At 43.4% G+C, this 22,570-nt stretch carries 20 protein-coding genes and 1 pseudogene; 12 read left to right on the top strand and 9 right to left on the bottom strand.

Going from position 1 to position 22,570, the window contains the following annotated elements:
- Window positions 1-127: 127 nt before the first annotated feature.
- Window positions 128-1,033: a Rossmann-fold NAD(P)-binding domain-containing protein gene (locus tag BLR82_RS05275; RefSeq protein WP_074597915.1), complete on the bottom strand. Its 906-nt coding sequence runs from the start codon at window positions 1,031-1,033 to the stop codon at window positions 128-130.
- Between the two features lie 100 nt (window positions 1,034-1,133).
- On the opposite strand from BLR82_RS05275, the gene BLR82_RS05270 reads away from it, so the two are divergent.
- Window positions 1,134-1,355, top strand: coding sequence for a hypothetical protein (locus tag BLR82_RS05270; RefSeq protein WP_074597914.1), 222 nt, complete (start codon window positions 1,134-1,136; stop codon window positions 1,353-1,355).
- Between the two features lie 57 nt (window positions 1,356-1,412).
- Here BLR82_RS05270 and BLR82_RS05265 read toward each other — a convergent pair whose 3' ends face one another.
- The 3 genes and pseudogenes from BLR82_RS05265 to BLR82_RS05255 all read right to left on the bottom strand — a co-directional run.
- On the bottom strand, window positions 1,413-2,156 hold the full coding sequence (locus BLR82_RS05265) for an ABC transporter permease (protein WP_074597913.1): 744 nt from the start codon (window positions 2,154-2,156) through the stop codon (window positions 1,413-1,415).
- A gap of 18 nt (window positions 2,157-2,174) precedes the next feature.
- Window positions 2,175-3,083, bottom strand: coding sequence for an ABC transporter ATP-binding protein (locus BLR82_RS05260; protein ID WP_074597912.1), 909 nt, complete (start codon window positions 3,081-3,083; stop codon window positions 2,175-2,177).
- Between the two features lie 350 nt (window positions 3,084-3,433).
- Window positions 3,434-4,009 (bottom strand): annotated as a pseudogene (locus BLR82_RS05255) (peptide-methionine (S)-S-oxide reductase MsrA); the annotation flags it as partial.
- A 203-nt stretch (window positions 4,010-4,212) separates the two neighbouring features.
- Here BLR82_RS05255 and BLR82_RS05250 point away from each other — a divergent pair.
- On the top strand, window positions 4,213-4,824 hold the full coding sequence (locus tag BLR82_RS05250; RefSeq protein WP_074597911.1) for a YpjP family protein: 612 nt from the start codon (window positions 4,213-4,215) through the stop codon (window positions 4,822-4,824).
- Window positions 4,825-5,144: 320 nt separating this feature from the next.
- Here BLR82_RS05250 and BLR82_RS05245 read toward each other — a convergent pair whose 3' ends face one another.
- Entirely contained in the window at window positions 5,145-8,093 is a 2,949-nt protein-coding gene (locus tag BLR82_RS05245; RefSeq protein WP_074597910.1) for a PBP1A family penicillin-binding protein, read from the bottom strand.
- A gap of 272 nt (window positions 8,094-8,365) precedes the next feature.
- On the opposite strand from BLR82_RS05245, the gene BLR82_RS05240 reads away from it, so the two are divergent.
- The 7 genes from BLR82_RS05240 (at window position 8,366) to BLR82_RS05210 (ending at window position 13,093) form a co-directional block, all read left to right on the top strand.
- A complete protein-coding gene (locus BLR82_RS05240) occupies window positions 8,366-8,578 on the top strand; it encodes a CDGSH iron-sulfur domain-containing protein (RefSeq protein WP_074597909.1) in 213 nt (70 codons plus the stop codon).
- Between the two features lie 47 nt (window positions 8,579-8,625).
- Window positions 8,626-8,880, top strand: coding sequence for a hypothetical protein (locus tag BLR82_RS05235; protein WP_074597908.1), 255 nt, complete (start codon window positions 8,626-8,628; stop codon window positions 8,878-8,880).
- Between the two features lie 31 nt (window positions 8,881-8,911).
- Window positions 8,912-9,526, top strand: a complete 615-nt coding sequence (locus BLR82_RS05230; RefSeq protein ID WP_074597907.1) for a PH domain-containing protein — start codon at window positions 8,912-8,914, stop codon at window positions 9,524-9,526.
- A 301-nt stretch (window positions 9,527-9,827) separates the two neighbouring features.
- Window positions 9,828-11,099, top strand: coding sequence for an ammonium transporter (locus BLR82_RS05225; RefSeq protein ID WP_074597906.1), 1,272 nt, complete (start codon window positions 9,828-9,830; stop codon window positions 11,097-11,099).
- 25 nt (window positions 11,100-11,124) lie between these two features.
- Complete coding sequence (locus BLR82_RS05220; RefSeq protein WP_245693644.1) at window positions 11,125-12,087, top strand: DUF294 nucleotidyltransferase-like domain-containing protein; 963 nt, start codon at window positions 11,125-11,127, stop codon at window positions 12,085-12,087.
- Window positions 12,084-12,815, top strand: a complete 732-nt coding sequence (locus BLR82_RS05215; RefSeq protein ID WP_074597905.1) for an exonuclease domain-containing protein — start codon at window positions 12,084-12,086, stop codon at window positions 12,813-12,815. Before BLR82_RS05220 ends, BLR82_RS05215 begins: the two co-directional genes overlap by 4 nt.
- Before the next feature lie 38 nt (window positions 12,816-12,853).
- Window positions 12,854-13,093: a MerR family transcriptional regulator gene (locus BLR82_RS05210; RefSeq protein ID WP_074597904.1), complete on the top strand. Its 240-nt coding sequence runs from the start codon at window positions 12,854-12,856 to the stop codon at window positions 13,091-13,093.
- Window positions 13,094-13,268: 175 nt separating this feature from the next.
- Here BLR82_RS05210 and BLR82_RS05205 read toward each other — a convergent pair whose 3' ends face one another.
- From BLR82_RS05205 to BLR82_RS05195, 3 genes are all read right to left on the bottom strand, one after another.
- Complete coding sequence (locus tag BLR82_RS05205) at window positions 13,269-14,477, bottom strand: S8 family peptidase (protein ID WP_074597903.1); 1,209 nt, start codon at window positions 14,475-14,477, stop codon at window positions 13,269-13,271.
- Between the two features lie 291 nt (window positions 14,478-14,768).
- The gene (locus BLR82_RS05200) at window positions 14,769-16,754 is read right to left on the bottom strand and encodes a methyl-accepting chemotaxis protein (protein WP_074597902.1); all 1,986 of its coding nucleotides are present in this window, start codon (window positions 16,752-16,754) and stop codon (window positions 14,769-14,771) included.
- 135 nt (window positions 16,755-16,889) lie between these two features.
- On the bottom strand, window positions 16,890-17,987 hold the full coding sequence (locus BLR82_RS05195; protein ID WP_074597901.1) for an MGDG synthase family glycosyltransferase: 1,098 nt from the start codon (window positions 17,985-17,987) through the stop codon (window positions 16,890-16,892).
- A 157-nt stretch (window positions 17,988-18,144) separates the two neighbouring features.
- Between BLR82_RS05195 and BLR82_RS05190 the strand changes: the two genes are divergently transcribed.
- The gene (locus tag BLR82_RS05190; protein ID WP_074597900.1) at window positions 18,145-18,993 is read left to right on the top strand and encodes a metallophosphoesterase; all 849 of its coding nucleotides are present in this window, start codon (window positions 18,145-18,147) and stop codon (window positions 18,991-18,993) included.
- A 42-nt stretch (window positions 18,994-19,035) separates the two neighbouring features.
- On the opposite strand, the gene BLR82_RS05185 is transcribed toward BLR82_RS05190, so the two are convergent.
- Window positions 19,036-19,605, bottom strand: a complete 570-nt coding sequence (locus BLR82_RS05185; protein ID WP_083334712.1) for a YkoP family protein — start codon at window positions 19,603-19,605, stop codon at window positions 19,036-19,038.
- Window positions 19,606-19,965: 360 nt separating this feature from the next.
- On the opposite strand from BLR82_RS05185, the gene BLR82_RS05180 reads away from it, so the two are divergent.
- Together BLR82_RS05180 and cypC are read left to right on the top strand one after the other, a co-directional pair.
- Window positions 19,966-20,790: an N-acetylmuramoyl-L-alanine amidase gene (locus tag BLR82_RS05180; RefSeq protein WP_074597899.1), complete on the top strand. Its 825-nt coding sequence runs from the start codon at window positions 19,966-19,968 to the stop codon at window positions 20,788-20,790.
- A gap of 191 nt (window positions 20,791-20,981) precedes the next feature.
- Window positions 20,982-22,238: a CYP152 family fatty-acid peroxygenase CypC gene (gene cypC / locus BLR82_RS05175; protein WP_074597898.1), complete on the top strand. Its 1,257-nt coding sequence runs from the start codon at window positions 20,982-20,984 to the stop codon at window positions 22,236-22,238.
- The last annotated feature ends 332 nt before the right edge of the window (window positions 22,239-22,570 follow it).

The raw sequence follows: 22,570 nt of genomic DNA, 5'->3' as shown, positions 1-22,570 counted from the left end.
GATCAACTTCCGTGAAGAAGAGCGACCATCCCGGGAAGAAGATCAACAACAGGAAAAAGAAGAGCGATAATCCGAAAAAGAGGATCAACTTCCGCGAAGAAGAGGATCAATCAACCAACTAGCTGTACTAAGCAATCCTTTCCAAATGCTTTTTGAACAATCCCATCACCAGTAAATGGATAATTGCCTGACTATATTTATAGACAAGCCATGGCAGGGATGGCTGGAATTCATGAATGGCTATCAGGCAATGGTTGCTTGCTGGAAGCTGACAAAACTCCAGCCTGCCAGCAAGGTCAGCAGCAAGAGCGCCTCCGGCTATGTGATAAACAGCTCGGTCTGTATCACTGTTTTCTTCCGAGTAATGGAGAACGAGCAGCGGACGAGTGAGAGAGCGGAAGTAGACGTTGCAAAAGTTTTTCCTCCACTCTGTCTTAATCAACGGCCAACCTGCTCGATTAAGCCAATTTGGATAATGAAATGCTGCCCACTTTGCGTCTTTTCCATGTGGTAAAGTGACTCGTTGAATGGATCGGACACCGTCGGCTGCACCATGCCATTGTGACTGGTAGCGAAAAAGTCGCACTGGAATTGAGATGGTCCTTATTGGTACCCCGGAACTGCTGAGCACTTTTTCTACCTCAACAAGGCTGTCGTTGGAAATCATTCCATTGCTCTCCTCGGGTTTAATAAAAATGATTTTTTTGATCCCCGTCTTTCTGATTGCCCGGGCAAAGCTGTCAGCGGCAAGTACAGCCATATCAGGAAGGGTGGCTTGGGATAAGCGGGCTGCCGTAAACTCTGTTGGATATAAAAATATAGCCAGATTGGCATGCTGCAATCCTTTTTCTACTGAAGTAGGATTAAAAAGATCACATGTATGACAATCTTGGTTTTTCCATTTCTTTTCGGGTGGCTGTTTGCCCGAAATTCTAATTAGGTGATAATTATTGTCCAGTCTGGAAAGAATTTTTTTAACCGGTATTCGACTGGAACCTGCCACAGCAACAGTCCATTGCTTTGTATTCTTCATGGATACCTCCTGGTAGTTTGTCGTATTGTCTGCTTATAACTGTAAAACACTCTGTCGGATTTGTTAAGATGGAAGGAAAGAAAAACGGGGAGAGGATAGGGTGAAAGAGTTTAAAGTAACCTACTTTTTCGATCAGGAGCATTATATCCGTCGGTTCATTTTTGCCGATTCCCAGGAACAGGCCGAAGAGTTGATTCAAAGTGAGCGGGATGATTATGTTTCCTTTCATGACAGCAGGGGAATTTACCATGAGCTCCACCCGCGAGACGTCCGTGTTATTCAAATATCTGAGTATTTCCGAAAACAAAAAAAGCCAAAGTAGGGCAAGAAACAGGAAAAGCATCCATCCGGCGTTAACTGCAGGATGAATGCTTTTGTATCAACTTTTAGCTAATCGTAAGTACCGCTGATATCCGGTTATGGCAATCAGTACGCCGATTGCGCCACCGACGAGCAAGATGGCTAACGGCTGCCATATATCCAGTACTCCACCATCATGGAGAATGATTTCTTTATAGCCTTCCAATCCCCAATATTGCGGGATAAACTTACAGATGGTCTGCATGATGTCGGGCATGATTTCAATCGGCATCCATAACCCGCCAAGCAAAGCTCCTCCCAGTGCAATGATTTGCGTCAGCGCAATCCCCATATTTTCAGTCTTCACCAGCACCGCCATGGCCAACCCCCAACTTGTTGCAAGAAAGGCCTGGAACAAGGACATAACGATAAGCGCGGTCGGATCACCAAGTGGAAGGTCATAAACAAGGACTCCGAACAAGAACAAAACAGCGATCTGCAGGAGGACAATGATCATAAAAGGAATCCATTTGCCCAAAAAGTAACTGCTGACGGAAATCGGTGTACTGGCAATACGAGCGACCATTCCACGCTCTCGATCCTTTATGAAAGTAATCAGGATGGAGATCATGATAAAAAATGTGAACATGACTGTGTACCCAGGAATGATTTGGGTGACAGTTTCTGCATATTCCACCCCTTCCTGACCGGAAAAAACAGCAACAAAGACAATAATGAAAAGAATCGGTAAAATAAAAGTCCAGAACCAAATTCCTTTATCGTGTATATTCTTTTTTAATTCCATTTGAGCTATAGCCCACAAATTAGTTCCTCCTCTCGTTTAGTTATCGCGCAACTTTGTGCCGGTCAACTGGAAGAAAATGTCCTCCAGCTTCGGATAATACAATTCCAATCTCCGCGGTTGCAGATCCAGCTCGCGAAAACGGACGAGCAACTTTTCTAATGTGGCAAGAGGGTTTGCATCCCTGACTAAATAGCCATCCCCTTTAGGAGCGATTTGGTAGGGGTGGAGATGCTCTGCTTCTATAGTATCGCCGGAAACGTATAAAGAAGGGGTGCCGTACTTTTCCATCAGCCCGTTCATGGTTCCATTTTCCAATAATATCCCTTTATCGATCAGACCAATTCTGTCACAAAGCTGTTCTACCTCTTCCATGTAATGACTGGAATAAATAATTGTGCTGCCGTCTGCTCTTAATTGCTCGATAATCGAGAAAATGGATTTTCGTGACTGGGGATCTATTCCCACGGTGGGTTCATCCATGATAACGATGGCCGGCTCATGCAGCAGGGCACACCCAATGTTCAACCGCCGTTTCATGCCACCGGAAAAATTCAGGACAGTATCTTTGCTTCGCTCCGTCAGCCCGATTTTTTCTAACACGTTGTCAATACGATTGTTCAAGGTTCTTCCTGAAATTCCGTAAAGTCGACCGAAAAGCAGCAAATTATCCCTTGCTGTCAATGTTTCTTCCAGACAGAGTTCCTGTGGTATATAGCCAATCAGCTGCTTGACCGCTTGTTTTTCTTTTGCAACAGAAAATCGATCAACGACAATGTCACCTTCAAACTGCTGTAAAATCCCAGCAAGGATTTTCATCAATGTCGACTTTCCAGCCCCATTCGGACCGACAAGACCGAAGCAGGTTCCTTTGTCGATCGTAAACTCGATATTGGTCAGTGCCTGGATTTTGCCATATGACTTGCTCAATTGGGCTACTTCAATCAAATTTTCCCCTCCTTAAAAGTTTCTTTGTAAAAACATCTAGTTAACTTTACGCAAGTTATTGTAAAAAGTTTCAGAATATTTCACGAATCGGGAGTGCCTAAACGAACTAAAGGAATGATTCTTTTCACATGCCTTGTTGCTTGTTCATTGCAATGTTGATAGAAACTGTGACATTGCTTGATTGATTCTCCCGAAACCTCCCCACTAATGGGGAATCGGAACGCGGTACTGCGGATATCCCCTGCGCTTTCCCTGGGCGGCTGGTGTGTAATAGGGAGAGAGGTAAAAAGAAAAAGCCGCCAATCGTTTGCTATTTCGATTGGCGGCTCGGTTATTTTCTGATTGTTCCTTCACCAGCGGATTGATTTTATTGTATGAAGCAGTTTTTCTTGTTCAGCTTCAGCGATTGGCCAGTTTTTGATTTCGGACCTCAACTCCGCCATCGTGACCCAGCCTTTTACAAAACTGTTTAGGCGGGCTGGTAGGGTGGCGTTGTTAAAGATTTCGAAAGAAGGGTACAGTTCTTGCAATTTGTTCACTGCATCTGGGTATCTTTTTATAAAATATTTTTGGTGTCTTTCTTCAGCTAGTGTGAAGCTGTTAAAAGGGGCAATTTCTGTTTGAATTGCCATTGATGACTGCTTTTCCAGTTTATTTTTAACGCTCTGGATTGCCGCCAACTCACTGGCATCTTGGTATAACAACAGAGACAAGTATTGGCGGCCTTTATAGCTGTCCCGGTTAGGATTATGACTATTCCAAAAGTGTTCAAGCAGTGCTTGATAGGAAAGAAGCGACGTATTGAAGTCGACTTGGACCATTTCGGTATGATCGCCGATCGTTTTATAAGTCGGCTTATTTGTTGTCCCGCCGGCATAGCCGGTGCGGGTGCGGACTACCCCTGGTAAATGCCCGAACCGGGCTTCCGTACCCCAGAATCAGCCCATGCCCAGGGTTGCGGTTTGTAAAAAGTCTGTGGTGCTTGTTTTCATGGTACCCCTCCAAAAATCAACTTTTTACTCATGATACGTGTTTGCTTGGACAATGTCCAGTGGATGGTTAAAAAGTTTGATAGACTTTTCAGCATAAAATGATAAACTAAAAGTAGTACATAAAGGGAGACATTTCTATGAAGCTCTGGTTGAAGAAAATATCGGTCATCTTGATTACGTTCATGACGTTGGGTATGTACATCCCGCCAAACTATCTGGATACAAGTGCAGCGGAAAAAGACGAAGTTCTCTCAAAATCCGATTCCGATACTCATGCTTCTGTTGCCGTTGATGTAGTGGACAGGGAAGGTGAAACGGAAACACTGCCTGATGAAACAGCAGACAGTAGTCAGCTGATTGCTTCTTTCACGGAACAAGCTGCTGAACGGACCGTGGCAAAACTCGGTCCCAGGATTTACCCGAAGGTGGAGGATGAATTTACGGCCAATATTCTACCGGCACTCGAGCAAGTGGTCAATGATATTTTATTAGATGCCGGAGAAGAAAAAATCCCTTATTTTGTTATTACGGAACAACCAGGAAGTGGTTATGGAGAGCGTATTTTCAATATCCATGACCAAAAGACTGGTAAAGATGTAGCTAAATTCCATGTGAGGCGTGATAACCGTCCTGGTGAAGGTTACTGGTTTAATTTTCATTACCATGTAAACAGGGACGGCTTTGAAGGGCACTATACAATAGGCGAGATTTATTGGGATAAAAATACGCCGCCGAAGTGGATGGTATAAATAATAGAAGAAGAGAATGGTTGTGGAATATAAAAAAGTTACTAGAACACGTGTGGGAGACACAATTCGCATAGGAATTGATGTCTCTTTGTTTATTGTTTGAAATCCAATGATAATATGGGATTCTATTGGGAAATGTTGTTGATTCTCAACAATCTTGTTAGTTAATTACTCGGGGGCAGGATTTCTTTTAGTCTTGGCCAAATCAATACTCCTTTTTTGTCACTCTTATTCTACCAAATAAAAAAAACTGTGTAAGCAAGAATGCAATGCATTCTTGCTTACACAGTTAGTATTACACTCCCAGCCTTTCTCAGATTTTAACTATCTGCATTTTCCTCATCTGAAGCATCACTTCCATTTTCTCCGGTATTGTCAGAACCTGCTGCATCAGCAGATTGATTTGTCTCGCTCTCACCTTGGCCGTTTTCTGAGGTTTCTTGTCCTTGTCCTGCTGTATCATTCCCTTGACTGTCTTGACTGGAATTCGCATTTTGATTTCCGTTATCATTATTAGTAGATTCAGTTTCATTATTGGTTTCTTCGTCACTGTTTTCACTTGATTGATCAGTGGAATCAGAGTTCTGTTCTTCTTCACCTTGTCCATCTTCCGTGGATTCCTCATTTTCGGAGCCTTCTCCGGACGATCCGCTGTTATCTTCTTGATTATCTTCATTTTGATCTGCGTTGTCCTGAGAGCTATCATTTTCATCCGTTGCTTCTTCCTCGTTTTCTTGTTCCGACTGATTATCCGTTTCCGTTTCTGCGTTGTCATTATCTTCTTCAGCATTACCATCTTCGCTGGATGGCGAACCGTCTTCTTGATTCTCGGCACTTGTATCAGTTTCCTCATTTTGTTGAGAACTGCTTTGATTGTCGTCGTTGCTGGCATTTTTCTTTTCTTTTTCCTTTTCTGTATCGGTATCGACTACGATGGAGGCAGGATCGCTTTCTTCTTCTTCTGATACAGCACGGACGGTAAAGGTGTAAGATTCTCCGGTTTTGATAGAAGGAATGGTTATTTCGGTTTTGGCCGTTTCTTTAGCTGTGCCGGAGGAACCTCCTTCAATAGAAGCTTCTACTTCAAAATGCACCTCCCGGTCGTCGCTCTCTTCCTGTTCATAGTCCCAGTCTAGTTGGACCGTAGCTTTGTCTTTGTCGTAGTCTGCAGACAACCCAATCGGCGCAGGCAGTTCTGGGATAAATTCCTCTGATTCCTGCTTTGGTACTTCTCCTTTTACAAACAATTCTGTGGAAATCTTATCCTCAGGAGTAAAACTGCTGGCAAGCTTTGGCGGGTTGGTTCCTTCTTCTATTTTTTTCGCTACGACACTATCCGGCTTTTTGAAATCTTTGGTGTCTTTGTCCTCGGAAACTTTGGCCATGACATGCCTGAATAGCTTTTTGGCGATATCTTTTTCATTTCCTGTTAGTGGATTTTTTCTATCTTGATAACCAGTCCATATTGCCGCGGTATAGTCGGTAGTGTAACCGGCAAACCAGGAATCCGGTGAGCTGTCTTTCGGAATATTGTATTTTTCTATTGACTCCTCTGAATAATTGGTGGTACCGGTTTTTCCTGCTACAGGCAGACCGGGAATATTCGCCTTGTACCCTGTTGCTTCTGGTTTTTTGATTACATCTTTTAACATATCCGTAATCATGTAAGAGGTATAATCTTTCATCGCTTGATTGCTCTCATGGTTGGTTTCCACTGTTTCTCCGTCTCTTTCTTCAATTTTAGTAACGGCGTATGGCTCATTATACGTACCACCATTCCCGAATGCGGCATATGCCCCAGCTATTTGCAAGGGGTTTGTACCTTTTGATATTCCACCGATGGCAGCACTTTCCATTAACGGTTTTTCCAGGTTCAAACCAAGCTTTGCAGCGAAATTGGCGGCGTTTTCGTGTCCAGTTTTATTGAACGTTTTGATTGCCGGAATGTTCCGTGAATCCCACAATGCTTCACGTATCGTTATTTCGCCTTTATACTTTCCATCCCAGTTGTGTGGTTCCTCGCCATTTTCATATTTGAATTCTTCATCATCGACTATATGCGCGGTGGACCATTTTTTATATTCAATCGCAGGTCCGTAAGCCAATATTGGCTTGATGACGGAACCAGGCTGCCTGCTTGTATCGGTAGCAAAGTTGAAAGCGCGTTTGGTGTCTTTGCCATAGTTGCGGCCGCCACCGACAGCACGAATCGCCCCGCTGTTTGTATCAAGCAATGTGATTCCAGCCTGGAATGGCTGCCCATCCTTGTCTTCAGGATAATCAATTGCATCCTCCTTGTTCAGCATATCTTCTATAGCTGATTGGGCATCAGGGTCAAGGGTAGTATGGATCTTTAATCCATCCTCATAAATATTGTAATCACCGATAGCTTCTACCTCACTGATCACGACATCTATAAAAGCTTCATAGCCGTCAGAAGCGGACAGATAAGTACGTTCTCCTTCATCCCGTTTAACGAGTCCCTCGGTAATCGGAGTTTTTTCTGCCTTTATCCGTTCCTCATGCGTAATCTTATCATGTTCTTCCATTAATGACAGGACAATGTCGCGTCTTTCCTTTGCACGTTCAGGATGGTCATAAGGATTGTAACCGTTCGGACTCTGCGGCATACCGGCAAGCAAGGCGGCTTGCGGCAGGGTGAGCTCATTAAGCTCCTTGTCGAAGTAGTAATCTGCTGCTGTAGCAATACCATAAATATTATCGGAGTAATAAATTTTGTTCACATACATTTCAAAGATTTCTTGTTTGCTGTATTCCTGCTCCAATTTTACGGCCAGCCATGCCTCCTGTGCTTTTCTTTTCAAAGATTTCTCCGAAGATAAAAATGATCGTTTTACGACTTGTTGTGTAAGGGTGCTTGCACCTTCTGATCCAAACCCTTCGGTTACGTTGGCTATTATTGCTCCTCCTAGTCTTAGAGGGTCAATGCCGAAATGCTCATAAAACCTGACATCCTCTGTGGCTAAAATTGCATCCTCTACTAAGTCGGGAATCTCGTCATAATTTACCTGTTCCCTTTTTTTGTTTCCTATTGCCGCCACGACATTTCCGTCTTTATCAAGAATTTGAGAAGCTGCCGGGTCTACCAAATCCTTTTCATTTAAAGGCGGTGCCTGGTTTGCATAATAAGCAAACACCCCGGCACCAGTCAAAAGACCCGCTAAGCCCAATAAAAAAACCAGGAAAAGCAGCTTCAGCCACAGCGGTTTCTTTTTCCTTCTTTCTATTCGAGATTTCTGTTCAGCCATGATTGTTTCCTCACTTTCAAAATATCGTATATAGTTCTTTTTTTGTTCTCTGATTACACTGCCTAATATGAAGAAATAAAGATCTTTAGTTGTATACCCGATCTATCAATCAGCGGAACTTTCAGTTTCTGCCAAAACTTTATGCCGTTCAGTCATGTTTTCTCCGGGATTGGAATCTACTATAGGTAAAAGTTAATTTGAAAGACAATGGGGAGGAAGACTGGACAGTCTATCCGGCAATCAGTACAATTTTATAGGAGGGGAGGGTGAAGATGAGCGAAAAACAAAAAGCGATTATTCAAGTGAGGGATAATGGTTCCATCCTTGTCAAAGGAGATGTGGAATTACAAGATGCAGATGGCAATGTGTACGAAACAAAACCGGCATTTTCTTTATGCAGGTGTGGTGCTTCCAGTAATAAGCCATTCTGTGACGGTACCCATAAGAAAATTGGATTTGAAAGTAAAACGCGGGTACAGGATTAGACAAAAAAGAAATAAGTGAGCTTTAGAAAAGCAGAAGGGGGGCAGTTATGGAGTTTATCGGATTGATCATTTCGGTTGCGGTAACCATCTATTTGGTGGTCGATGCGCCTAAGCATGGGAAGAGTCCGGTTTTATGGGGGATTCTCGGCTTTATATTCAGTTTGTTGACGCTGGGAATCTATTGGATCCAGACAGGAAGAAAAGTTATTGGCTGGATTCTGACTATTGTAATCATACTTGGTATTATTTTGATTCTATTTGCGTTCTTTGCGTTGTTTTGGTTCATAGTTGATTCTCAATAATTGCCATTTGATAATGAAGGAGGAGTAGAAAATGTTTAAAAAGGTAGCTTCTGATGCGCTTGGATTAAGTGATATTGGGAGTGTAATTACTCCGGAGGATTATGATAAAACGGACGCTGACGATTATGTTATGCATGTGGACGGAGAAAAAATTTACTTTCTGATCAAGTCGAAGTCTGATGAGTATTGTTTCACAAACAAAGCGCTGATTCACTTAGATGGTACTAGCGCCACCAGCAAGAAGAAAACATTGCATCGATATAGCTACTATGCAAAGGATGTCTCGAACGTCGCGCTTGAAACAGCCGGTACAATCGATTTAGATGTAGAAATCAAGTTTACGCTGGGCGGTACTGCTTTTTCCATCGATGTACATAAAAAGTTCATCGCCGAAATCAAGGATCTGTATAAGACGCTCCTCAAGATGGAAGAGATCACCGAGGACAACCAACTTTACCTGGATTATGCAAGGCAGAGTTTGGAACTGGCTTCAGCGACGCTTAACCAAAGCAGGAGCAGTGAGGCTCGTATATCTGAAGAATTCAATGATATTAATCACGCAGCATTTGACTGGCTGAAACAACAGAAGCAGCTTTATACAAGAAAGGACTATGGAGAAATTTTTGAGCTGTTTATCAATCAGTAAGGACAAGAGCTGCACAAAAGTCGATGAATGACTTTTGTGCAGCTCTTTTTATGTCCCCAACACACAGTGGGATTAGCACGCTTAAAAGCAATCTGTTCATACGATATGTTGGTTTTTACGGAATTGGACAAAGTTCAATTCCGTAAAACCATATTCAGGGAGGGATTCAAAAATGGAAACCCTTTCCTGAAAAACCTTGTTAGATAATCTTACAACTAAATTGCGTGAAAATTTCGAAACTGCTAACTTTATACTTAACATTTGATGTTAATAGACATCACATAAAAGGGGAGGAGAACTTATGGATCCTATTTTTTTAATGAATAATGTATGGATCATGGTTAGTGGAGTACTCGTGTTCTTAATGCTTGGAGGGTTTATTTTACTGGAAGCAGGTTCGACCCGGATGAAGAACGCCGGTCATATTGCAGGAAAGACAGTATTCACTGTCGGAATCACCTCGTTGGTATTCTGGGCTGTCGGATGGGGTTTCATCTATGGAAGTGAGGGGACGTTAATCGGGTTTGGTGATTTCTTTTTTGGTGATGCCACTACCATGGGTGAGGGATTAGCTGGATCTACCGATTTCTTCTTCCAAATGGCATTTGCTTGTATCGCAATGACGGTTGCTTTTGGCGGATTTGCAGAAAGAGCGAAATTATCTGCTTATGTAGTATTTGCTGTTCTGTTCTCGGCGCTTGTTTACCCGGTGGTTGCCCACTGGATTTGGGGCGGCGGTTGGCTGGCGGATCATGGAAAACAGGATTTTGCTGGATCGACAGTTGTCCATTTGACTGGCGCGATGGCTGCACTGGCAGCAACCATTATTTTGAAGCCAAGAATCGGTAAGTATAACAAAAATGGTTCTTCTAATGATATAGCTGGTCATAATCAGGTTTATACCGCTTTAGGCGTATTGATTCTCTGGATCGGCTGGTTTGGATTCAACGCAGGTAGTACACTGGAAGTAGCAGACGCATTCTTCGGTTATGTAGCATTGAATACACAATTGGCAGCAGGTGCCGGTGCTATCGGTGCAATGCTTATTGTATGGGCGGTCACAGGAAAAGCGGATGTACCTACCACATTGAATGGTGCACTCGCAGGCCTTGTTGCCATTACGGCATCTTGTGCATTCGTGGAGCCTTGGGCGGCGGTAGTCATCGGCTTTATTGGTGGATTGATTGTTTTCTTGAGTATGAAATTTTTCGATAAAGCAAAAATAGACGATCCAATCTTCGCATTGTCTGTCCACGGTACAGTTGGTGTTTGGGGAACGTTGTCCAATGGTTTATTCGCTACACCGGAACTGGCAAGTGTCGGTCGCCCTGGGTTATTCTATGGCGGCGGCTTCGAGCAGCTGGGTGTCCAAATCATGGGGGTTGTCACAAGTGGGTTGTATGCCTTTGTGGTTGCCTTCATCCTGTTAAAGATCATGGATAAAGTTATGGGTGGTCTCCGCGTTTCGGAAGAAGAGGAAATTGTCGGCTTGGACTTGAGCGAGCATGGCAGCTATGGTTATCCTGAAAACTTGCCACAGACAGATAAAAATACAAAAGCAACTGGAGCGTAATGTTGTCAAAAAGGTGGATTCGGTTGTGACTATCTATCGGGAAATGAAGGCTAACCGTAGTCGTCTTATGGCTGCTGCGGTAAATCATCAAAAACTGAATGCATACCATGATCAACTGATGGCACAAACCGTCCAATTAGCAATGGAAAAAGTCAAAGGAGAGCTGGGGGATCCCCCTGCTCCTTTTGCTTTCTTTTTAATGGGAAGTGCCGGCAGGTATGAACAATCGGTATGGAGCGATCAAGACCACGGTATTATTTTTGCCGGGGATGATTTATGTAAATCTTATTTTTTAAGGGCAGGAACGGAAATATCGAACGCATTGGAATTGGTTGGTTATGAGCGGTGCGATGGAGAAGTAATGTCTTCCAACCCGCTATGGTGCAATTCACTGGTAGAATGGCATCAGCAAATAACGGCCTGGATGACAGAAGCCAGTTGGCAGACCTTGCGTCATTTTTCCACTTTTTTCGATTCACGGGTTCTGATAGGGGATACCAACTATTTGACGGAGCTCAAACATACTGCTTTTTCCATTCTTGAACAACAGCCCGACCTTTTTCACCGTCTGATTGACAACGTGGATTTTTACAGAAAAGGTATTGGGATATTTGGACAGTTGCTCCCAGAACAGCAAGGGGAACAGTCCGGTACCATCCATTTAAAACAGAAGGCATTATTTCCGTATGTCAATGCATTAAGACTGCTGGCTTTAAAGAATAAGATTTTCGCCCCTTCCACCTTATCGAGATTCAGCCAGCTGCCAGAGGGATATCAGTCCTTGCAGACATATGAGAAAGACTTCAGAGCGCTTTTGGATTTTCGTCTGAAATTTCGCAGAGAGGCAAAGACGTACAAGGAAGTCCACCTTATTTCGATCCAGGATCTAAGCAAGCAGGAAAAACAGGAGTTAAAAAGCATGATGAGAAAAGGGTATAAGCTTTTTTCCAAAACGAAAACCAAAATAGAAGAAGCGTGTTCGAAATGATCATGGAGCAAATGATTCAATTTGTAAAACAGATGTCGGGAAAGCTTGGGGCAAGTCCTTACGCCACGCTTTCGAGTCAGACAGATCCGGGGAAAATGGCATACATGCGAGAATTGCAGCGCGAACTGAAAAACAAAGATGTACTTGAAGTCCCTTTGTCTGAATTAAGAGTGGTTGTCTTTGACCTGGAAACGACAGGTTTTTTTCCGTATAAAGGGGATCAAATAATTTCCATCGGTGCTGTGAAAATGCGAGGTAATCAGCTATTCGATAATGAAACGTTTTATGCTCCTGTATATTGTGAAACGCCTCTGACTGAAGAAGTGGTGAATCTTACCGGGCTAACCGATGAGGTGCTTGCAGAAGCCGATACCATTCATGACGTATTAAAGGAATTTTATCAGTTTATCAAAGCAGATCCATTGGTGGCACACCATGCCAATCATGAAAAACAGTTTATGAAGCATGCAACCTGGATGTCGCTTCGCATGAACTTCCAACACCGGATAATCGATACTTCTTTTTTGACAAAAACCGTGGAACCAGAGGCACAATTGACAACATTGGATGAATGTTGCGCCTATTTCGGAATCGATATTGACCATCGACACCATGCGCTCCATGATGCCATGGCCGCTGCACGCCTATGGGCAGCAGGTATAGAAGCGATTCAAAAACTGGGATTTAAAAACCTAAAGGAATTATATGCACATGTGGCATCCAAGTGAGACCACCTTTTGAGAGAAATTAAAAGGAGGGGAAGGGGTTGAATCATGACATTCCTGATGAATTAGCTGCTTTACCAATAAGTGTAGTAAAAGATCTAACAAGTCTGTCTGCCAGGCAAATTCGTTATTATGAAAAACACGGGCTGATAAAACCTGCCAGAAACGCGGCCAATAGAAGAGTATATACCATGAAGGACATTAACAGGCTGAAAGAAGTGAAAAAACTGATCGACAAAGGAATCAATATTGCCGGAATCAAGGCAATGCTTAAATCTTGATGTGAAAATGGATAGCTTATCTTTATTGGTTTTCAAAAAAGGGAGTGCAGAAATAGATAGAATGACCTTGGCATTAAACGAAAAGGCTTATGACTGCTCTTACACAGTCATAAGCCTTTTCTATCCTGCCAAAATGGTCGTGGGGGGAGCAGGTTCGGTTTTGCGTTTCTTTTGCTTAATAATTAACAGCATTATAAGAATTGATTCTGCCATGCTCGAAATAGTAACCAGTTCCGCTGATCGGATCGGCAGTCTGTTCGATGGCCTGACGAATCTGTGCATTGTTTCTTCCTTGTCCAGCCAGTAACCCGGCAAGCCCAGCCACGTGAGGGGAGGCCATCGAGGTACCGGACATGTAAGCATACCCATTGTTAGGAACAGTGGCGGCAATATCCACCCCTGGTGCGGTTACATCCACCCAGGTTCCATAGTTGGAGAAGGAAGCTCTTCTGTCATTTCGGTCGACGGCTCCGACCGCGATGACATTGTCGTAAGACGCAGGTTCAAAAGTAGTGGAAACGCCGTCGTTTCCAGCTGCTGCAACGACAACTGTCCCTTTGTTCCAGGCATAATTTACGGCATTTTCCAATGTTTGTGTATCACAATTGCATCCGAGCGACAAGTTGATGACTTCTGCGCCGTAATCGGCAGCATAACGAATGCCATCCGCGATGTCTGCTAGTGAACCGCTTCCGTTGGCATCGAGAACACGGACGGCAAGAATGGATGTATTTGGTGACATACCGGCGATACCGGCTCCGTTGTTTGTTTCAGCAGCTGCGGTACCGGCTACATGGGTGCCATGGCCGTTTAAGTCCATTGGCGTGTAGTCATTATCGACGAAATCATATCCTCTAATTGTTTTACTGTCCAAATCAGTATGGTTGTAATCGACACCTGTATCCAAAACAGCTATTTCCTGGCCGCTGTTTCCTCTCGTCACATCCCATGCTCTGTCGGTGGAGGTGTTCTGTGGTCCGTATTGATAATTGCGATAGTACGTATCGTTTGGTGTCCAGGTCGCACTAAAGGTATAGTTTGGCTCCGCATACTCCACATTCGGATTTTTCTCGAGCGCCTTAACGACTGCTTCTACATTCCCAACTTGCAGCACTTTGAAAGGGGAGTCCACCTTATCTTCATCAGGCAGGACTTTGGCATTCAAACTCTGCAATGCCTGGTTTTGGAGAGATTTTCCCGCTTTCTCTTTGAATTTGACGACTACCTCGCCTTTTTGGTAACTCCCTTTCTCGACTGATGCTATCGGTGTAGGGGCTTCGTTTGATTTTTCCAGCTGAGCGGCAGAGGATGCTGCGTCAGTCAGCGACGGAAAAATGGCCAAAGAGACGACAAGTGATAAACCGGCAAACAATGAACTTTTCATACAATTCCTCCTTTAAAAGATTTATCTACCAATTCTGCGAATTTATAGGAATACCTGCTAAAATAAGGTTGGGAAAATCTTATGAATTTACTTGGATTAAGGAAGTGTTTAAGCGGTATGTTTCCTGGCGCAAACGTATGCCAAAAGCCCTGGTTCGTCTTTTTTTCTGTAGTAGAAGAGGAAAGCTTAGGGTAGAAAAGGAGGGGGAAACGGGGATATAGCTATACTGTTTGAAAAACAAAGAAAAAACCCTGTGTATGAAGGATACACAGGGTGAATATCGATTGCTTTTTAAATTTTGAATTGTTTTACCAAATCTTGCAGTTCTTCTGCCATTTGTGACAGAGAAGTGGCAGATCCGCTGATCTCCTCCATGGATGCCAGCTGTTCTTCTGTGGAAGCAGACACATTTTGGGCACCATCTGAAGTGAAGTCAGAGACCTTGGCAACTTCTTCAAATGTGCTGACAAATTGCTCTGTACCAGAAGCGATTTCCTGGATTTTAGAAGTTACCTGTTCGATTTGCTGGGAAACAGTGGTGACAAACCCAGTGATTTCTGTGAACGATTCGCCAGCATGGTGAACGACGGTAATTCCTTTTTCCACTTCTTCTGTACCGGATTTCATCGATTCCACCGCATTGGAAGTTTCGGTTTGAATCGTTCCAATCATTTGGCGGATTTGGTCTGTCGATTGTGCCGATTGTTCAGCTAATTTCCGCACTTCATCAGCAACGACCGCAAATCCTTTGCCGTGTTCGCCAGCCCGTGCCGCTTCAATAGCAGCATTTAATGCGAGCAAATTGGTTTGTTCAGCAATATCTGTGATGACATCGACAATTTTACTGATTTCTTTGGAATGACTGCCAAGCCCTTGAATACTGCCGGATAGTTCATTGACAGTTTTCTTGATGAATTCCATTTGCCCGACAGTAGTTTCAATTGCTTTGTTTCCTTCTTTAACAGCGGATGATGCACTAGCTGTCGTAGTTGACACTTCATTCGAGCTCTCCGCAATTTGCTGGATCGATTTGGACATTTCCTCTGCCATTTGCGTACTTTCTACTATCCGGGAAGATTGACTGTCCATTCCAGAAGCCACTTCCTGGATGGAGGAAGAGATCTGTTCGGTAGCGGAAGTGTTTTGTTCGGTGCTGGCGTTCAACTGTTCGGAAGATGCTGCCAGGCTGCTTGCTTTTTCCCTTACTTGCAAGATGACGTCGCTTAAGTTGTTGCGCATTTTGTTAAATGCTTCGCCAAGCTTACCTAGTTCATCGTTGCGTTGGACATCGACATTGACACTGAGGTCTCCGTCACTGATACGATCCGCTGCGCTTACCAGGTCGCTGATTGGTTTATCTATGGAGCGGATAATAAAGAAGATGACTGCTCCACCAAGTAAGATTGCTATGGCGATGACGATGATGGTAGTAATCAAGATTGGCATTACTGCAGATGTGACTTCGTTCTGATACATGGTGCCGACAACTTTCCAGCCAGTCACCTCACTTGTCGCAAATGCGAGTTTTTTCTGTTCTCCTTCGAAACTATAATTAAAACTCCCTGAGTCATTGGCCTGGATATCTTGGAAAAAATCTTCCGTTGCTTCAGAACCAGGTTCATTGGTCGGATGGCTAATATAATGGTTGGTACTATCCAATAAAAACAAGTAGCCTTCTTTTCCAATCGAGACCTGGTTTGTCATATCAGTAAGACTGCCAAGTTTCAGGTTGACTGCTACGACACCCTGGTTGTCGGCAGTTGCTTTTGCCAATGTAACCACGACCTGCTCGGAAGACTTTGAAACATATGGATCTGTCACGATAACATTGCCTTTATTCTCCATTGCCTGCTGGTACCACGGTCGTTCACGTGGATCGTAGTCGGGCGGGTTTTTGAAGGATGTCGGTGAATTCATGAATTGTCCTGTCTCGGTACCGATAAAAGTCTGCTCCACATCTGCCTTGGAATCCTGGATGGTATCCAGTAATTCGCGAGTCCGGGCATCACTGTCGTTTTCAATGTCGGCAGCTTGAATCGCGTTGGATAAGTAATCGATGTTTTCCTGTTGGGCGGATACGAATTGGTCCACCGTTTGACTAACAAGATTGACATTCTTTTCTGCGGTCTGTACCATTTGGCTTTCCACTTTGTTTGCGGAGCTCATGTAGGAGCTGATTGCGATTATGACGCTCGGAATCAACAATACTCCTAAAAAAGCAATGATCAATCTGTTTTTCAAACTGAATGATCGATTGCTGCTCTTTTTCTTTTTCATTTGTTTTCCCCCTGTTCTTGTTGCAAATTAAAACATTATTTTCTTTTGTTTATGCCCGCTCTGATTATATCGTCTTAATTTACAACAATTTTAATAGGGGAAGCTCATTTTCTTTAAACAATTTAAAAAAAGTCGTTATCGGCTAATCAACTTCTTGTATAGCAATGTGGAGGCATCAAGGGAGAGGTCGCGATGGTAGGCAGCAAGATTTGCTTCCAAACGGGTAGCTTCCATATCATCGTCGAAAAAGCGGATGATCTGCTGTTCCAAATTTCCCCTCCCGATGCTGTCTTTGGCAATGCCTAGTTGTTTGATCAGTTTCAGGTTGATCTCTTCTTGTCCTGGTAAAGCATGATAGATAAAGACCGGTTTTTGCTTTCTTATACACTCGCTGATCGTAACGCCGCCGGGCTTGCTGATGACGGCATCGACTAAGTCGTATATTTCATTCATCTGTTCTCGGGACTCAATATATCTTAGCGGTCTAATCAATGCGGAATGTTCATTGTGTAAGCTGGTGTACAATTTTTGATTTTTTCCGCAAAGAACAAAACAGGTACAGCTATGATCTTTCATATCGCCAATCAGCCGTTTTAAGCCGCCTACCCCCAAACTTCCTCCACTAATCAACAGGTTCGGTTTACCCTGGTCCGGCATGCGGAATTGGGAGGGTTTAATCGCCTTGTGGATGGGGATTCCAGTTAGGTAGATGGTATCGGGATGCGCTCCTTTTTCAACCAAGTCATCTTTGAAAATACGAGAGGAGACCAAATGCATATCTGCTTCTTTCTTTGCCCACATGTGATGGGCAAAAAAATCAGTATAAACATTGATAAGCGGAACATTCACATGTTCCTTTTGTTTCAAGCGGCCGATAATATAGGAGGGAAGGGAATGTGTACAAATGACAGCATCTGGTTGTTCCTCTTCCAAAAGCGTTTTGATTGCTTTGGTGAACAGCATGTCATATAAATGAAAATCTTTATGGGTAGTTGGCTCGTCATACACCGATTTTTGGTACAGCCAACTGTAGGTTTGCGGCAAATATTGTATCCATTTTAAATAGGTTCCAGAAATGAGTTTTTCTAGTTTGCCGAAAGTATAGGCAAGGGGGTCGACCTTCTTGCAAATCAAACGGTTATCTAACTCCAGCATATGGTTGATGATTGTATCGGCTACTTGGTGATGTCCTGACGGAAGCTGTAAAAATGGCAAAAAGAGAAGCTTTTTCACATCGGGTTCCCTCCATTTTTTATCCTATAGATTAGTATGGATAAAAATTGTGGTTTTTCTTCGTCTGGTATTGAGTATCTCTCTGGCAGCGAAACCAGTAATTACTAGTCCGGTGTTATAGCGCATTCCTGTATAATGGAGGACGGAGGTGCTGACGATGTATCTATTTTTGATAACTCTAACCATTCTTTTGACCGTGGTTGGAATTCGAGCTTACCAGAACACGAAGCATGTTGTAATCAATACGCTGGATCTCGATCCGGCCTTCGATACTAGACAGGAAGCCCCGCTGCAGATTCTGCATCTGTCAGATTTGCACTTGGAAAATATATCGATTTCTCCCCAGCAGCTCTACGAAAAATTAAAAGATGAACCGATTGATCTAATTGCTCTAACAGGAGACTTTCTCGACAGAAAACGTACAATTCCCAAATTGGAACCGTATTTGCAGAAGTTGAATCTACTTGAACCCGCTTACGGAATGTATGCAGTCTTTGGAAATCATGATTATGTACTGAATAAGGAAAGTTTTCAAGATTTACGAGAGGTTTTGGAAGCGAACAACTGTATCGTGCTTCAGAATGAAAACAAAACCATCTTTTTAGATGAGCAGCCACTTCATATTATCGGAATTGATGATTATGGTACTGGCCACAGCGAACTTTCGCGGTCCTTTAATGGGTTAGGAGACGGATATCGACTTGTATTGACCCATGATCCGAACGTTGTGTTGGAAATGGAGGATTATGCTTATGACTATCTGTTATCCGGCCATTTTCATGGCGGCCAAATTCTTTATCCAAAAGCTTTCCATTTAGTAAAAATGGGAAAGCTGGTCAGGATGAATATGATTAAGGGGTTACACCAGCACAAGGGTAAGACGTTTTACATTAGTGAAGGTCTTGGTCAGACCGGCTTGAATATTCGGATCGGAAGCCGACCGGAAATTACCATCCACCGGCTACAGTCTGCGGTGGAAGCAATCCAAGAGAAAGTGGTAGGCTAAAAGCCAGCCAGCTGTAAACCAGCTTGGTTGGCTTTTCGTCTTTTACAAGGGATTATTTTTATAGACACTGAGCAATTTTTGTTTGGACATAAATAAATACATTGGCTCCTGTTTGAGTTTATGAAGGCTGGAGGTGTTCGTCGCAAGCTTATTGATGGTCGAAAATATAACTTGCTTGAACCATTTGTAAGCCGGATTGGAGATGGCGTAGGTTTCAAAGCCAAGTCTTCGGCAGATTTTGTGATTCAGGACCGTAATACCGATGATGCCTTTTATTTGCTCATGCTTCACATGGTCTCTTACATAGGCAGCCAATCCGGGAAGCGAGGCTTGTACCGTTTGATAAATGTGTCGTCCTTTTCGGATTTCGCTCGAAATATCATATGTTTCATTGATTAACCGGATGTTATGAAGATGGATTTTGATCAATGTATCATTTTTGGTGATCGATGTGCCATCTGCCAGTGTAATATCTTTCCCCTGGTAAGAAGTGAGCCGCACCCTGAAAATATTTTGGAAGTCGCTAGTATTTTCTTTAATATAGGAGAGCCGGGTGCATTGAAAGTAAATGGGATCTGAATAAGTCCAGAACTGAATAAGGTTCCTTCTCACTTTTTTCATTCCTTTCGTTAGGATAGCCATATTTATTTTGGAGAAAAAAATATATATTATTTACTTTCCATGGAGTTACAATAAATTCCCTTTTTTAAATAGATCCTCGGGGGAATACACCTAGTTTGATCTATTGAACTAATCGTATTCTATCGGGTTAGGTCGGCTCTTAACGAAAATTGGCCCCGGCAGAAGAAAAAAATAAATAATAGGTTGTTAAATAGACATGCCTGTCTTCTTTATTTAGTAACAAGGGGTTGAATGACCACTTAAATTGTCGAAGATTTGGCGCCGCTTCGACAGTTTGTTGTCAGGATGCCAAGCCCTTGTTTCTAATCATATTTGAAGGAGCTGGTATAGATGGTAAGAGTAGCGATTGATATTGGCCATGGATCAGATACATGGGAAAATGGCGGAGGAAAAGGGGTTATTCGCAATGGAGTCGTATATGAAGAACATGACTTCAATTCACTGGTCGCCCAAGAACTGGACCGTCTGCTCCGCAGTAACGGGATCGACACATTGCTTTATCAGCAGCCGTTTTCTCCAGAGGTAGGCTTGACCCAGCGTACAAATTACTATAATGCCCAGAATGTCGATTTGGTCTGGTCGATTCATGCGAATGCAAGTTCTTCAACGAGTGCGGAAGGTCGTTGTGCCTTTTACTGGTACACAGCGAACGAAGCACGCCGGCTGGCAGAGTTGTATGTCGAAGAGGTGCAAAATGCCGGTTACAGCACGCATGGAACCGGTCTCCATGCCAGTCAGCCGGGCAGTTGGACTAATCTGCACATTTGCCGGGAAACCAACATGACTGCAGTTCTGACGGAAAATGGATTTATGACCAATAATAATGATTTTCAGCGGATTTTCGGTTCCGGCCAATCGACCTATGTGGCTAACATCGCCCGGATTCATGCAAAGGCTATTTGTCGATTCTTCGGCATCAGCTTTGAGGATGACGGTGGCGGAAATACCGGGCAACAATATATTGAAATTCTGGCTGATTCTTTGTGGACGTACAATACAGCGGATTGGAATGACAGGGCCGTCATTGTCAGCCGGGGTGAAGTGTTTACCGTCATTCGCGATCGATTTTATGTGGACGGCGGGTATATGTATCAAATCAAAAGCGGATTGTATATCACGGCCAATCCGACATATGTGCGAGTATATACACGGTAAAACGTTATTTCAGGCTGTCAAGGAAAACTTGGCAGCCTTTTTCGTTTTTCTTCTCTTCCAGTTATTACATATTCACGCCGAATCTGGAGAAGCTATTGTTTGATAACAGATGAACCGGGGAACCGGAATGAAAATTCTACCCAGGTTCCAATAATTTACTGGAAACTGCCCCTTAAAAGGAGATGCTACCCATGGTCAGAGATACTCGCATACCTCGGGAAAAAGGGTTGGATAACAGCCTGTCGCTCATGCAGGAGGGATACCTTTATATTCCGAACAGATGTCGTCGGTTTCAATCAAATATTTTTGAAACACGATTGCTGGGACAAAAGGCGATTTGTATGAGTGGAGAAGAGGCTGCAGAGATATTTTATGATAACGACCGTTTTAAACGGAAGGGAGCTGCGCCAAAACGAGTACAAAAGACTTTATTTGGTATGAATGGTGTCCAAACAATGGATGGAGCAGCCCATCACCATCGAAAGCAATTGTTTATGTCGCTGATGACAGAAAAAAGATTAAGGGTATTGAAAGATATTACTGCAGAACAATGGCAGGCAAGCATTAATGAATGGGAAAATCAAGATAAAGTAGTTCTCTTAGAGGAAGCCAGACAAATCATGTACCGCATGGGCTGTAAATGGGCTGGGGTGCCGGTCAATGAAGAGCAAGTGGAGCAGCATGCTGGCGACCTTGGCGCGATGATCGATGCATTTGGTGCAGTCGGTCCCCGTTATCAAAGGGGACGCAGGGCACGGGCACGTATGGAACAATGGGCTCAGCAAATCATAAAGGATGTACGTAACGGGAAATATGAGCCGCCTGAGCAAACAGCTGCCTATGAGATGGCCTTTCATCGTGAACTAAGCAATAGAAGATTAAGTACGCAAATGGCAGCAGTGGAATTACTGAACATCATCAGGCCGATTGTTGCTATTTCATGGTTTATTACTTATGGTACGATGGCAATGCATAATCATCCGGAAGTTCGAGAAAAGGTAAAACAGGGTGGAGAAAGTTACCGGAAATGGTTCGTACAGGAAGTCCGGCGTTTTTATCCATTCGGTCCATTTACTGGAGCAAGAGTACGACGGAATTTCACTTGGAAAGGGCATGCCTTCAAAAAGGGCACGCTTGTGCTGCTTGATCTCTATGGAACAAATCATCATCCGGATATTTGGGAAGAACCGGAACAATTCCGGCCAGAACGTTTTCGAAACTGGAAAGAGAGTCCCTTCGATTTTATCCCGCAAGGCGGCGGGGAATATGATATGGGACATCGCTGTGCCGGCGAATGGGTTACCATAGAGGTCATGAAAACCAGTCTGGCTTTCTTGACGATGATTGATTATGAGGTTCCTCCACAGGATAAGAGCATTGACATGGCTAGGATGCCGACCTTACCAAAAAGCAGGTTCGTCATCACCAATGTAGCCAGTAAAAGATAAAAAACATGCCGATTGTAAAATCGGCATGTTTTTTTAGATATAGTCGATAATTCCAGTAACACTTAATTTTGTAGCATCCTCGTATAGAATAGAAAGCTGTTTTAAGAAAGACTCCAGCGAGAGGAAGGGCATCGGTGATATCTCGCAGAGCACGCACATGCTCGAGGAACTCAACTGTTGTCCGCGGAAAGGGCAGGGTAGTTCCGCAGCGCGCCACTGCTACTCAATAAACCATAGTTAGAAAGGTTGAATCAAATTATGCAGTAATATAAATCTTTTGTGAAAAGCAACAATTTAATAGAATCAATTATTAACTGAAAATTCGAAATAAA

It is taken from the genome of Sediminibacillus halophilus (assembly GCF_900103695.1).
GTDB lineage: Bacteria > Bacillota > Bacilli > Bacillales > Amphibacillaceae > Sediminibacillus > Sediminibacillus halophilus.
Note: the sequence above shows the minus strand (reverse complement) of the source record. Positions and strands in the feature narration are given on the sequence as shown.

Coding starts and splice junctions, on each gene's coding strand:
- BLR82_RS05275 (WP_074597915.1), bottom strand. CDS start 1,033: ATGAAGAATACAAAGCAATGGACTGTTGCTGTGGCAGGTTCCAGTCGA.
- BLR82_RS05250 (WP_074597911.1), top strand. CDS start 4,213: ATGAAGCTCTGGTTGAAGAAAATATCGGTCATCTTGATTACGTTCATG.
- BLR82_RS05245 (WP_074597910.1), bottom strand. CDS start 8,093: ATGGCTGAACAGAAATCTCGAATAGAAAGAAGGAAAAAGAAACCGCTG.
- BLR82_RS05240 (WP_074597909.1), top strand. CDS start 8,366: ATGAGCGAAAAACAAAAAGCGATTATTCAAGTGAGGGATAATGGTTCC.
- BLR82_RS05235 (WP_074597908.1), top strand. CDS start 8,626: ATGGAGTTTATCGGATTGATCATTTCGGTTGCGGTAACCATCTATTTG.
- BLR82_RS05230 (WP_074597907.1), top strand. CDS start 8,912: ATGTTTAAAAAGGTAGCTTCTGATGCGCTTGGATTAAGTGATATTGGG.
- BLR82_RS05225 (WP_074597906.1), top strand. CDS start 9,828: ATGGATCCTATTTTTTTAATGAATAATGTATGGATCATGGTTAGTGGA.
- BLR82_RS05215 (WP_074597905.1), top strand. CDS start 12,084: ATGATCATGGAGCAAATGATTCAATTTGTAAAACAGATGTCGGGAAAG.
- BLR82_RS05205 (WP_074597903.1), bottom strand. CDS start 14,477: ATGAAAAGTTCATTGTTTGCCGGTTTATCACTTGTCGTCTCTTTGGCC.
- BLR82_RS05200 (WP_074597902.1), bottom strand. CDS start 16,754: ATGAAAAAGAAAAAGAGCAGCAATCGATCATTCAGTTTGAAAAACAGA.
- BLR82_RS05190 (WP_074597900.1), top strand. CDS start 18,145: ATGTATCTATTTTTGATAACTCTAACCATTCTTTTGACCGTGGTTGGA.
- BLR82_RS05180 (WP_074597899.1), top strand. CDS start 19,966: ATGGTAAGAGTAGCGATTGATATTGGCCATGGATCAGATACATGGGAA.
- cypC (WP_074597898.1), top strand. CDS start 20,982: ATGGTCAGAGATACTCGCATACCTCGGGAAAAAGGGTTGGATAACAGC.